The organism is Chryseobacterium rhizoplanae, from assembly GCF_900182655.1.
In the GTDB taxonomy this organism is placed as follows: Bacteria; Bacteroidota; Bacteroidia; order Flavobacteriales; family Weeksellaceae; genus Chryseobacterium; species Chryseobacterium rhizoplanae.
Window position 1 is genome coordinate 310,673 of sequence record NZ_FXTC01000001.1, and the last position, 13,182, is coordinate 323,854.

Consider the following 13,182-nt stretch of genomic DNA (forward strand, 5'->3'; position numbering starts at 1 on the left):
CTGTTTTTGTGTTTTATGTTTGCACCATAATCAAACAAAAATAAACTACAATGAAAACAATCAGAAAAATCTCAGCTGTTAGCCTGTTATGTTTAACTCTTTTTACCGTAGCCACAGTTTCCTGCACTGAAGAAAATGAACCTCCCACGGTACAGGAGGTACAAAACAGAAACCACCAAACTGCCAAAACCCAATTCATAAACGTTAAAGGAAATGCCATTGCATACCGTGTGTTAGGAAAAGAAGATGGAACTCCATTGGTGCTTCTGCCTGGATTAGGCGGGTCTATGGATGACTGGGATCCTGCAGTGACAGACGGACTGGCAAAAAAATACAAAGTAATTATCTTTGATAATAAAGGAGTAGCTTCTTCAAAAGGAACGACTCCCAACACCGTTCAGGCAATGGCCGATGATGCGGTCGATTTTATCAATGCATTGAATTTGAACAAAGTAAATATCATGGGATTTTCCATGGGTGGATTCATTGCCCAGAGAATAGTGCTGACTCATCCTTCACTGATTAATAAAGTGATTTTAACCGGAACAGGTCCGCAGGGAGCCATCGGATTGTCTAATCTACCTAATATTATTGCAGGAACAGCCGGATTAAGCCCGGAAGCTTCCTATCTAAAATTTGGGTTTACAGAATCGGCTCAGAGTATTATGGAAGGAAAAGCATCTTATGCAAGAGTTCAGCTTCGTACCACAGACAGAGATCTTCCGTTAAATGATGCTGCTTCAAATTCGCAGTTTACGGCTGTACTGGCCTGGGCTCAACCCGATGCTGATGCTCTTACAGAAATAAAAAAGATCAAAAACCCTGTACTGATTGTTCATGGTGAAAATGATCTTCCTGTATCTGTTCAGAATGCTAAAAATATGGCTCAGAATTTAGATCAGGCAGAATTGGTGATTTTCCCGGATTCAGGTCATGCTTCTTTCTATCAATATCATGATACCTTTGTAGCAAAAGCAATTGAGTTCCTTGGGAAATAGATTAATTTTTTAATTATAACAAAAAGAGGCTGTTTCAAAAAGTGTCATTCTGAATGAAATGAAATGGAGTGAAGAATCTCATATGTTCGGTTACTAATAAGATTCTTCCTTCGTCAGAATGACAAAAGCCAATTTATTTGACTTTTGAGACAACCTCTTTTTATTTTTTATTGATGGGGTGACTTAGCTGAACTTTTGCATAGCTTCTACACTCACCGGAGTGAAAAAGTTAATCATGTTTCCATCCGGATCACAGAACAGAAGTGATCTGTTTCCCCAAGGCATTGTTGTCGGTTCCTGAATGATTTCCGATGCTATCTCTTTAATTCTTTCATATTCTTGATCTACATTTTTAACCATAAATTCAATAATGATTGATTTTGTTCCTGTAAATTCTGTAAGACCTTCCGAAAACATTTGCATCGTCCGGGTACTTCCGATCGCAATGGTGATGGAATCAGCGGAGAGTTCTGCAAAATCTTCGGTATACCATCGAGCAGTTGCTCCCATGATTTGTTCATAGAATTCTACTGTCGTTTTGATGTCTTTGCTGATGAGTCTTAATGAGGTAAGTTTCATAAGATATTTTTTTATTTAACTAATTTTAAACAAAGGTAACAGGTAGTTATGACAACAGTTTGTCAGTAGATATTAATGGGTTTTATATTTTTGCCGAACATAAGACTGTTGTAATAAAAAAATCCCGATTTAATCGGGATTTATAGTATCTAAGGAGTTACAGGCTGGATCACAAAAGTCTCCGTATCTGTTGTATGGGCGGAAAAATAACCCAAAGCTCCGTTATTGATATTACTGGGTGGATTGGCTGGAGTAGCACCTCCGCCATTACCACCGGAAATCTGAAGCAGAGCACTGTAGTAAATGAATATATTATTGTCTATAGACTGCATCTCTACATGGATTTTATCTCCTACAATCACTTCATGGTCTCTGCCTTTGTTATCGTCATTAGGCAGAATCAGTGGTTGTTGGTTCAGCATTCCGTTATTTACATTGTCTGAAAAGGTATTCATGTATTTTTTAGGAAGATCATTGATCGTAAAACTAAAAAGATAGCGGTTGCCAAGCGGCATCGGATCGGTAAAGATCGGTAAAAGGGTATAAGTGGTTTTGTCACCGAATTTAAATGAACTCTGTTCAAGCCCGTCAAAATGAACAATTTCAGGCATGCTGCTCTGAGCGGTATACTGCTTTCCTTCTGCCTGTATCTTCAAAGTATAGGTTCTTCCGGGCTGCCCCACAAAAGTGGTTGTCTGATACATTCCGTTTCCTGTGTACTGCAATGTTTCGGTTTGGCCCGTATTATCACTTAAAATAACCTGGGCGCCGGTTACAGCCGGATACTGATTAGGTTCTGAGAAACTAACTGATTTTGTAATTCGTACAGTATAAGGTCCTGGTTCATTGGTTACGTTTCCTTCGATGACAATATTTCCGCCCTGATTATTCAGATCCAGATCGATCTCTTTTTCACAAGAGGTTAATGCAAAGAGAGATAGTATGATATAAAAAGTATTTTTCATGATTTAGAATTTGAAGTTATAAGTGATGTTGGGTACCCAGCGGAACAGAGAAGTCTGCATCGCACGTGTTGTTCCGGGACGGTCAGGATTGTCTTCAAAATTGATTGTGTAGGCATTTTCTCTGCCATACAGGTTATAAATACCGAAGGTCCATGAACCGCGGAACCGTTTATTGGATGTCGGCTCATAAGTCGCACTCAGATCCATTCTGTGATAGGCAGGCATCCTGTCAGCATTCCTGTTGCTGTACTGGAATATGGTTTGTCCGTTCAGCTCATATTTTCCGGTAGGAAAGGTAACGGCATTTCCTGTGCTGTAAACGAATAATCCTGAAAAGCTCCATTTCGGATTAAGCTGGTAAGTGGCAACGATAGACAGGTCGTGGGTTTTATCCATTCTGGCGTTGTACCATTCATTATTATTAATTCCGTTGATCTTTCTTTCCGTTTTAGAAAGAGTATAGGAAATCCATCCTGTAAGTTTTCCGCTTTTCTTTTTGGCAATAAGTTCCAGACCGTAAGCTCTTCCTTTTCCGAATAACAGTTCACTTTCTACATCAGATCCGGCATCAAATCCAATCTGAGCCCCGTTTTTGAAGTCGATCTGATTTTTCATGGATTTATAGTAAACTTCAGCATTCAATTCATAATTATTGTTGTTGAAATTTCTGCTGTAGCCCACACTGATCTGGTCTGCAATTTCAGGTTTTACCGTATAGCTGCTTCCTATCCACTGGTCAGTGGGATTTCCGCTGTTGCTGTTGCTTAGAAGGTGAAGATTCTGCGTGTTTCGGGAATAGCCTCCTTTTACACTGCTTACTTCATTGATTCGGTAGTTTGCACTGATTCTCGGTTCAGGATTCACATACGTTTTCCCGAATTTCCCTTTCTCTAAGAATTTACTGTCGGTAAGTACCCCGTTTTCATACGTATTGAAAGTATCTCCTCCCAATACACTGAACATTGCAAGTCTTACTCCATAATTGATGGTTAACTTTTCAGTTGCTTTAAAATCATCATTGATGTACACCGCGTTTTCCCATGAGTATCTCGGATTTCTTGGAAAGCTGCTCACCGTAGTACCGGAAGCACTGCTTGGGGTAAGAGTATGATAAATAGACTGAAGACCGAAACGTACAGAATGCTTATTCCCGGCAAACCAGGTAAAATCCTGCTTAAGGTTCCAGTCACGTATTTTTGAATTTAAATCAAATACCGTATCATCATTTTTCAGACTGATTTTGTAATCATAATTGCTGTAGATGAAAGATGTGTTGGAAAATAATTTACTGCTGATAATGCTGTTCCATCTTAAAGTTGCCGTAGTATTTCCCCAGTCTGTATTGAAGGTGTCTCCCAATCCCAGAACATCTCTTCCAAAATACCCGGAAAGGTAAATACGGTTGTTTTCGTTGATCTGATAATTGGCTTTCAGGTTCAGATCATAGAAGTATAACTTATTGTCCTTATAATCTTTGTTGGTTTTAAGAAACAAATCCGCATACGTTCTTCTTCCCGAAACAATGAATGATGATTTTTCCTTCTGAATAGGTCCTTCCACACTTAGTCTGCTGCTGATCAGACCGATTCCTCCATTCAGGTTGTAGTCCTTATTATTTCCGTCTTTCATTTTGACATCCAGTACAGACGAAAGTCGGCCTCCGTACTGTGCAGGACTGTTTCCTTTGATGATGCTGGCATCTTTCAGGGCATCACTGTTGAATGTACTGAAAAACCCAAGAAGGTGAGACGCGTTATAAACCGGAGCTTCATCCAGCAAGATCAGGTTCTGGTCGGTAGCACCGCCTCTTACACTGAATCCGCTGCTTCCTTCACCGTTGCTTTTGATACCCGGTAAAAGCTGTATGGTTTTCATCACATCCTTTTCCCCAAAAAGAACAGGGAGTTTTTCTATACTTTTTATATTTAACGTTTCTGCTCCCATTTGAGCGGAGGTTAAATTTTTATCCTTTTTAACGGCAGTTACCACTACTTCGTCAATAGACTTTGTTGTCTCTTCCTGAGGCTGAAGAGGAAGATCAAGTTTCATATTCTGATCTACTTTGATCTGCTGTTCAAAATCTTTATATCCCGAACTGGAAATAACGATTGTATAAGTACCTGCAGGCAGTGAAAGAGAGTAAAATCCATATTCATTGGCTGTAACGTTGATGGTGGGATCTTCACTTACTTTTACCGATACTCCGATTAACAACTCACCGTTTTTTTTGTCTTTCACAGTTCCGCTTACAGAATAGGTTTGCTGGGCCATTGCTAGGGTACTGAAACAGAGCGCTGCGGTGGCAGCGGTAATTTTTAAAAAGGATGTTTGCATTAGTTTATTTTAAAGTAGTAGATCTCTTGTATAGGAATTAATGTTTTGTTGACGTACGATTAGTTGGATGAACAGGGAATTTGTTACATGTAACAAATTAATTATGAATTAAATCCATTGAAAATGGGTGTTTTTGAAAATGGTAAAAGCAAGAATAAGGTGAGACTGTTACATAAAAAATAATATTATGCATTGTATATTGATTTATTAATGGTTTTTTAGTTAATTATGTTAAAAAATAAATTATTAATGGCGTTGTATAAACTTTATTACTGTTTATCGTGAAAATTATACATGTGAACACTTAAACGACTTTTATTTCTGATGAAAAGACTTTCAGCTTAAAAACGATCTTCAGAACTTTTGATCCGAATTTTAGTCTTATCTTGGCTAAGAATTAAGAGGAAAGAATATGGAAAATGTAAAAATGTGGATCAGGAAAAATGGCTCCACAGCAATACTGATAATATTATTTATTATTGTATTGGTGAATAAAGATGCAAAAGCATGGCTGATGAGACAGGTTGCTTCCACGGGAATCCTTAATTCCAGTATATCGGAAACAAAAGAGGATCAGAATACCTCAGCACGATTTTCCTACGCCGGTTTTTCGCTTAAAAACGAAGATGGAACCGTCATTAATACTTCTGATTTACAAAATAAAGTAGTCTTCATTAGTTTTTGGGCCTCATGGTGTCCTCCCTGCAGGGCGGAGTTTCCCTCAGTTCAAAAGCTGTATGATCAATATAAAAATAATCCGGATATGGTATTCCTTACCGTAAATCTTGATGATAACACTGCTCTTGGAAAATCATATTTAAAAGAAAAAGGCTTTACCATTCCTTTTCTGGTACCGGCTGGCAATATTCCCGGAGTACTTTACAGTGGATCATTACCAACAACCGTTGTGCTGGATAAAAAAGGCGAAATCCGTCTGCATCATAAAGGGTTGGCAGATTATAGTAAAGATTCTTTTTACAGACAGATTGATGAGCTATTAAAACAAAAGCCTTAATTTTTATATTTATCATGCATTCTTTTACCTTATTGTCTCTTGATGCCATAGAATCTGAAATTCTGCAGGAAAAAAGAACCGTACAGAATTTTTCAAAAACAATACCATTTCCTTTCTCTGACAGCTATAAAACTCTGGTAACCCAAATAAAAACAACAGAAATTTCTTCTGAAACGATCCTGTATAATTCGGTTGAGGCTGTCAATGAGAATAAAGAATTTGATCTTCCTGATTATTGGTGTTTTGCAGGTAACGGGCAAGGTGATCGATGGTTCCTGAATACTGATGACCAGGTTTTTTTCTATAATCATGATTATGATGAAAAGCTGGAACCCATGAATATTAATTTTGAAGAATGGTTGCAAATGGCTTATGTTATCCACCAGTTGGATATGTATTTCGATGAATACGACAACATCCCGGAACCTGTTCGACAAGAGTTTTATAAAACCCTGAATAGGCTTCATCCAACATTAAGTGATATTTATCCGTTTACATTTTAATACTGTTTATATCATCAAGACGATGAATTTAAATGTCTTGATGAAAAAAGAGTACTTTTATACGACAAGAAATAGAACATGCTGCATCAGCTAAGATCTCACATTGAAAAAATAATCCCCCTGAGTGATGATGAATTTGAATTCATATCATCCTGTTTTACCTATAAAAAATACAGGAAACATCAGTTTTTAGTACAGGAAGGAGAAACGGTGCCTTATAATTATTTTGTTCTGAAAGGTCTTCTGAAACTTGTTTACACTGATGAAACGGGGAAAGAACACATTATTGGATTTGCGATGGAAGACTGGTGGGAAACAGACTTTCCGGCTTACTATCAGCAAACTTTGGCAACGATGTCATTAGAATGTCTTGAAGATACGGAAGTATTGTGTCTTCAGTTAGATGACTATAAAAAACTCTGTGCCCATCTGCCAAAACTTGAACATTTTTTTCTTGAAAAAGCATATATGGGATTTATTACCGCTCAGCAGCGCACCATTTCCATGATGACAACCGGGATAAAAGAACGGTATGACCAGCTTTTGAAAAAATATCCCTCTCTTGTTCAACGTGTCCCTAAATCTCTTTTAGCCGCTTATTTAGGTGTTTCCAGGGAAACTTTAAGCCGTCTGCCATTGTAAAAAAGTGATCGGACTCACATCATAATCGTGATCCGGATCACAGGGATTTGCTGTATTTGTTCTGCAATTTTGTACCGTAACATATAACAGATTTATACAATGGAAAAAAGAACGGTTAACCCATGGAAATGGCAGGAAGAGAGAAGCTATTCTCAGGCTGTGGAGGTAAAAAATGTTGAAAGTACTTTATACTGCTCAGGACAGGCGGCTATTGATCCTGATGGAACATCCAGTGATAAAGATATGAAATCACAGCTGGAACAGGCTATTGCCAACCTGGAAGAAGTGATCAGCACGGCAGGATATGAATGTAGCGGTATAGTAAGATTAAATATTTATACAACTTCTACTGAAGAACTCTGGCCCTATTTTTCCATTCTTCAGGAATGGATTGCCCAACATAAAATACAGCAGGCGGTAACGATGCTTGAAGTAAAGGGGTTGTTTGAAACTTTAAAAGTGGAACTTGAAGCTACAGTTGTCAAATAAATGAGAAATTGAGCTTAGAAAATCAAACCTTCAAAATGTAATTTGGAGGTTTTTTCTTACATTTATCTTATACCAATTAACATTGATCAGGACATTATGAATATTCAACTTTTTTCAAAAAACGCTTTAGTGGGAGGGGCAACTCAGGGAATAGGTGCAGGAATTGCTCTGGAGCTGGCAAAATGTGGCGCTAATGTTACCGTTATGGCCCGCAATGAAACAAAACTTAAAAATTTCGTTTCTTCACTGCCGGTCATCAATCCGGAACAGAAACATGAATATCTGGTGGCTGATTTCTCGGACTTTGAAAATTATAAAAAAATTATAACAGGATATTTTAATGACCATTCTGTTGATATTCTGGTGAACAATACAAACGGTCCGGAGCCAGGTTTAGCACTCGATAAAACTCCGGATGATTATCAGAAAGCGTTTGATCTTCTTTTCAAAACGGTTTGCGAAACAACCTTATTGGCTCTGCCTCATATGATCCAACAGAAAAACGGCCGTATTATCAATGTCTCTTCTTTATCCGTTAAAGAACCAATCGGAAGCCTGGCGCTGTCAAACTCTATCCGTTCAGCAGTCATTGCGTGGGCAAAAACCCTTTCAAATGAAATTGCACAACATAATATCACTGTGAATAATATTCTTACAGGATATTTTGATACCGAACGGATTCAAAAGCTGGTTACTCATGAAGCTCAGCAAAGTGGTGATTCAGCGGAAGAAATAAAAAAAGCGAGAGAAAATAAAATTCCGATGAAAAGATTCGGGCAGCCGGAAGAATATGGCCATCTGGTAGCTTTTCTGGCTTCAGAATATTCAAATTATCTTACCGGAACAAGCATTCCTTTGGATGGAGGATTGAATAATGCGTATTAAAAAATGGTAATTCCATACAATTTTACACTAATCCTGTTATTTTATGCCTCTGTCATTCTGAATGTAACGAAGTGAAGTGAAGAATCTAAGCAGCATATGAGATTCTTCCTTCGTCAGAATGACAATGGTGTAAGGCTATTATAGTCACCTTTATAATTAATAAAGTATATTTAAGTTTTTTTAATCTTTATTTTCTTCTTATATGAACTTTTTTATACAGGTTCATTTTAAACTAATTGAATTGAAATTAACACTTTTATGACTTTTGTGGTTAGAAATAAAAATATGTAAATAAATTTTCTTTCATGTAATAAACCCTTTTCCCCGGTTGTCATATACATATTGAAAAATAGTATATGAAAAACTGGTCTTTTAAAAAATGGAACACCATACTGGGATGGTTCCTTTTCGTCATTGCACTGATCACATATCTTTCAACAATGGAGCATTCTCTGAGCTTTTGGGACTGCGGAGAGTATATTTCTTCTGCAGTAAAACTTGAGGTGACCCATGCTCCGGGGGCTGCTTTATTTCAGATTGTAGGAGCGGTGGCGAGTATTTTTGCGTTGGGAAATGCTGAAAATTATTCTATTGTGATCAATGCCATGTCAGCGTTGTTCAGTGCATTTACCATCCTGTTTCTGTTCTGGACAATTACCCATTTTTCAAGACGGCTTCTGAATAAAGATTTTGACGATATTACCAGATCTCAGGAGATTTCAATTCTTTTGGCTGGAGTCATCGGAGCTTTATGTTTTACTTTTTCAGATACCTTCTGGTTTTCAGCAGTAGAAGGAGAGGTCTATGCAATGGCTTCTCTATTTATCGCGCTGCTGGTCTGGCTGATCACCAAATGGGAAAATGAATCTAAAGCAGCTGACAGTGAGAGATGGATCATTCTTATTTTCTTTGCAATAGGTCTTTCTGTGGGAGTGCATATGATGTGTATGCTGGCTATTCCTGCCATATGTCTTGTATATTACGCCCGAAAATATACTTTTTCCTGGAAGAGCTTCATGGTTGCTAACCTGGTAACGCTGGGAATTCTTGCTTTTGTATTCAAGATTATTTTCCCTTTTGTAATGACGATATTTGGAAAACTTGAGATTTTCTTTGTGAACGGGCTGGGACTTCCTTTCCATTCAGGGACGATTGTAGCATTTGTTCTTATGATTGCTATGAGTTATTTCCTGATTAAATATGCTAGAAAAACAAAAAGAAAAGTTGATCAGACCATCGTTTTATCGCTGGTATATATGATGATTGGTTTCTCTTGCTGGCTGGTGATTCCTATCAGGGCAAATGCCAATCCGCCGATGAACCTTAATGATCCGGATACCGCAATAGGAATGAGGGATTATTACAACAGGGTACAGTATGGTGACTGGCCCACAATTTATGGACAGAACTACACCGCATTTCTAGACAGAAACGGTTTGGAAAAAGAGGAAGACGGAAGCTACAAAAGAGATGTAACAGGAGATATTTACGAAAAAGATGAAAAAACCGGAACCTACAGAAAAACCGGGGAACGATTCAATTATGTATTTAATAAATCACACATCAGCTTCATGCCGAGGATGTTCAATGAAGATAAAGAGGTTACCGCCAATTATATTGCCTTGTATGGCGCACCTGATTTTACTTTCAATTATGATAATGAAGAAGTAGCAGACAATCCGGAGGCTAAAAGGATTTTTGATGATCTGAGAGCAAAATATGAAGGAGATTCCATCACCGCAGAAGATTATCTGAAAGTAAAACCTTATGATCTTATTAAGGTGCAACGCCCTTCCTTTGCTCAGAATATGGATTATTTCATCTCTTTCCAGAACGGTTACTATTTTGTCCGATATCTGATGTGGAATTTCGTAGGAAGACAGAATGATCTTGAAGGACATATGGAAAATACCAATGGTAACTGGATCTCAGGATTTTCTTTTATTGATAATGCGTTGCTGGGTGATCAGGATCATATGCCGGCTAAATTTAAAAATGAAAGTACCGTAAAGTTTTTCTTTCTGCCATTGATTCTAGGACTTATCGGTTTCTTTTTTCAGCTGAACAGGGATTTCGGGAGATTTTATGCAATTCTTTCACTGTTTGTTCTTACAAGTATGGGAATTGTTTTTTATACCGGGGTAAAACCTTTTGAAGTAAGGGAAAGAGATTATGCGATGGTAGGTTCTTTCTATGCCTTCGCCATCTGGATCGGACTCGGAGCAGGAGCTGTACTTTGGCTGATTCAGTCTAAACTTAAATCTAATGCAGCTAATAGTATCCTGGGAGTTGTATTGCTGGGAATTCCTTTTATGATGGGGTTCCAGAATTATACTTCGCATGACCGTAGTAAAAAGACTGCAGCCCGTGATTATGCCTATTCATTTTTACGATCGCTGCCTAAAGATGATATTATTTTTATTTATGGTGATAATGATACCTTTCCGGTTTGGGCAATCCAGGAAACGGAAAGATTCAGGGATGATGTGAAAACAGTCAACTTTACCCTTTTAGCCACACCATGGAATATAGATCAGGTAAAAAGAAAAACATATAATGCAAAGGGAATTCCGGGAGAGCTCACTCACGAAGAGTACAGGGATGGGGTCAACGATCAGGTTTATCTGATGAAAAAAGAAGATTGGGAAGGCCTTTTCCAAATGTTGAAAGAACAGGGAGCACCGGACACAGCATTCCAGGAATTCAGAAAATATATGACTCAGGATTCAATGACGGTGAAAGATGCTATCAAATTCCTTAAACTTAAATCTTCCGAAAAAGATGAATTGCTGAAGATGTATTTCGGGGAAAAACAATATGAGAAATACAATATTCTGCCGGTAAGTAAATTTATCCTTCCGGTAAATAAAGAAAATGCTGTAAAATCGGGAATCATTAATCAGGCTGATCTTTCTAAAGCAGTAGATCAGATTATGATCAATTATGAAGCGAATACCCTTTACAAAAGCAATCTGATGATACTTGATATGCTGGCTAATTTCGACTGGAAACGTCCCATTAATTTCTCATCGGGCGGAATGTATGACAGTGAAAATATTTTTTATCTTGACGAATACCTGCAGTTTGACGGTTTCAGCTACAGATTGGTTCCTATTCACACGCCTCAGAGTCCGGATGGAGATAAAGGAAGGGTAGATGCCAATTCTCTTTACCAGGTGGTGAAAAACTTCAGATGGGGGAATTTTAAAAACCTCAGTGTTTATTATAATGAAACGGCAACTTCCAATATTTTAGGTTACAGAATGTCCGTAAGCAGGGCTGTATCGGCACTTGTGGTAAGCGGACAGAAAGCGAAGGCACTAGAACTGCTGGACCTTGCCGCGAAAGAAATTCCTGTTGAGAAATACAATGATCCACGGTCATTAAGTTCAATGGTAACCGGATATATTGTTGCAGGGCAGGAGCAGAAAGGTCTTCAGCTGGCGGAAACCCTTAAGAAAGGAATATTTGAAGAATATGATTACTATCAGAATCTTTCGCCGGCATTTAAAGCAGCTGTCAGAAAACAGATGAGGTCAAAACCAATGGAATATGCATTAGTTGTTTCAGCAGTTACAGAAGCTTACAAAACATTAGGGCAGAATGAAAAAGCACATGTCTATCTTCTAAAGTCAATGGAGCCGATTGATAAAAAATTCAGTGTTTTTATAAAAGGCTTGCAGCAAATGGGTAAAGAAAAGGCGATTAAAGAATCCGAAAATGTACGGCAGATCACACCTTTTTACCAATATTTATTTAATGTAATGGAGCCTTTTGATTCTGCATATTCCAGAAAAAAGGAAATTGAAATTACCAATGCTATGATGAAAGCAACACAGTAGATCATCAATGAAAAAAACTTTAAACTTACGGTTTAAAGTTTCTTTCATTGATTCAGGATAAGTTTAATCTGTGAGATTTTGAATAGCTTTATTGCTCTTTCTTAAATCAGAAGGTCTGGATTGGGTAAATTCGCGGAATGTATCACTAAAGGCGCTGATAGAGCTGTAACCCACATCATCAGCAATTTCATTGATGGGCTTGTCTGTATTTAAAAGTAATTCAATGGCTTTGATGATCCTTAGCGTTTTCAGGTATTGAAGAAATGAAATATCCATATCTGCTTTGAAAAGGCGGGACATGGAACGTTCACTCAGCCCGAATCTGCCGCTTACATTGGCCAAAGTAAGTTTTTCCCCGATATTCCATTCCAGATAAGATACAATTTTCATCATCTGTTTGTTGTGAGTAGCAGGTAGAATAATAGGTAAAGGCTGCTGATGGGTTTTGGGCAGGATTTTTTTTAAAGCGACCAGAAATTCAAAATTTTCGTCTTTTGAAGTAACATGTTTTTCATCCCATATTTCAGTATACTTGATCATCTGGATCAGCAGTTCTGATGCCGGATATATTCCCAGCCTGCTGTAGAAAGGATCTGAGAGATCATCATGGGCATAAAAATAAAGAGAGCGCAGAACAGTGGCGGTGTGCCCGATCTCTAAAATATGTTCCATCCCCTGCGGAATCCAGAAGAAATGCCGGGCCGGAACCACATACGTTCTGTTGTTGATTGTAATATAAGCAATACCGCCTTCTACATAGCTCAGCTGCCCTTTGGTATGCTTGTGGAAAGGAATCAGTTTTTCTGATTTTTCGTGCATAACAAATACACTTTTGTCGTCTTTATCAATATCAGGAAGTGCAGCAATTAATCCCATAAAAAATTTAAAATACCAGTGAAAATGCAAATATAATCATTTGGCCGGAATCAT

The 13,182-nt window shown here is 37.9% G+C and carries 11 protein-coding genes; 7 read left to right on the plus strand and 4 right to left on the minus strand.

The window, feature by feature from the left end; all coding sequences use genetic code 11:
• Positions 1–50: 50 nt before the first annotated feature.
• Positions 51–998 (plus strand): alpha/beta fold hydrolase, encoded by a 948-nt coding sequence (locus tag FN817_RS01405; protein ID WP_142716394.1) that lies wholly within the window; start codon positions 51–53, stop codon positions 996–998.
• A gap of 183 nt (positions 999–1,181) precedes the next feature.
• Here the strand turns inward: FN817_RS01405 and FN817_RS01410 are convergent, their stop codons facing one another.
• The 3 genes from FN817_RS01410 to FN817_RS01420 form a co-directional block, all read right to left on the minus strand.
• Positions 1,182–1,577 (minus strand): VOC family protein, encoded by a 396-nt coding sequence (locus FN817_RS01410; protein WP_142716395.1) that lies wholly within the window; start codon positions 1,575–1,577, stop codon positions 1,182–1,184.
• Positions 1,578–1,726: 149 nt separating this feature from the next.
• Complete coding sequence (locus FN817_RS01415; protein WP_142716396.1) at positions 1,727–2,542, minus strand: DUF4249 domain-containing protein; 816 nt, start codon at positions 2,540–2,542, stop codon at positions 1,727–1,729.
• Positions 2,543–2,545: 3 nt separating this feature from the next.
• On the minus strand, positions 2,546–4,876 hold the full coding sequence (locus FN817_RS01420; RefSeq protein WP_142716397.1) for a TonB-dependent receptor: 2,331 nt from the start codon (positions 4,874–4,876) through the stop codon (positions 2,546–2,548).
• A 412-nt stretch (positions 4,877–5,288) separates the two neighbouring features.
• Here FN817_RS01420 and FN817_RS01425 point away from each other — a divergent pair, with 412 nt between their 5' ends.
• The 6 genes from FN817_RS01425 to FN817_RS01450 all read left to right on the plus strand — a co-directional run bounded on the left by FN817_RS01425 (position 5,289) and on the right by FN817_RS01450 (position 12,252).
• The gene (locus FN817_RS01425; RefSeq protein WP_142716398.1) at positions 5,289–5,891 is read left to right on the plus strand and encodes a TlpA family protein disulfide reductase; all 603 of its coding nucleotides are present in this window, start codon (positions 5,289–5,291) and stop codon (positions 5,889–5,891) included.
• A 14-nt stretch (positions 5,892–5,905) separates the two neighbouring features.
• Positions 5,906–6,394, plus strand: coding sequence for an SMI1/KNR4 family protein (locus FN817_RS01430; RefSeq protein ID WP_142716399.1), 489 nt, complete (start codon positions 5,906–5,908; stop codon positions 6,392–6,394).
• 78 nt (positions 6,395–6,472) lie between these two features.
• Positions 6,473–7,036, plus strand: coding sequence for a Crp/Fnr family transcriptional regulator (locus FN817_RS01435; RefSeq protein ID WP_047423259.1), 564 nt, complete (start codon positions 6,473–6,475; stop codon positions 7,034–7,036).
• 99 nt (positions 7,037–7,135) lie between these two features.
• Positions 7,136–7,525: a RidA family protein gene (locus tag FN817_RS01440; RefSeq protein WP_142716400.1), complete on the plus strand. Its 390-nt coding sequence runs from the start codon at positions 7,136–7,138 to the stop codon at positions 7,523–7,525.
• Positions 7,526–7,621: 96 nt separating this feature from the next.
• Positions 7,622–8,410, plus strand: a complete 789-nt coding sequence (locus tag FN817_RS01445) for an SDR family oxidoreductase (RefSeq protein ID WP_142716401.1) — start codon at positions 7,622–7,624, stop codon at positions 8,408–8,410.
• A 356-nt stretch (positions 8,411–8,766) separates the two neighbouring features.
• Positions 8,767–12,252 (plus strand): glycosyltransferase family 117 protein, encoded by a 3,486-nt coding sequence (locus tag FN817_RS01450; RefSeq protein WP_142716402.1) that lies wholly within the window; start codon positions 8,767–8,769, stop codon positions 12,250–12,252.
• 63 nt (positions 12,253–12,315) lie between these two features.
• Here the strand turns inward: FN817_RS01450 and FN817_RS01455 are convergent, their stop codons facing one another.
• Positions 12,316–13,128, minus strand: coding sequence for a helix-turn-helix domain-containing protein (locus tag FN817_RS01455; RefSeq protein WP_047423254.1), 813 nt, complete (start codon positions 13,126–13,128; stop codon positions 12,316–12,318).
• Between the last annotated feature and the right edge of the window lie 54 nt (positions 13,129–13,182).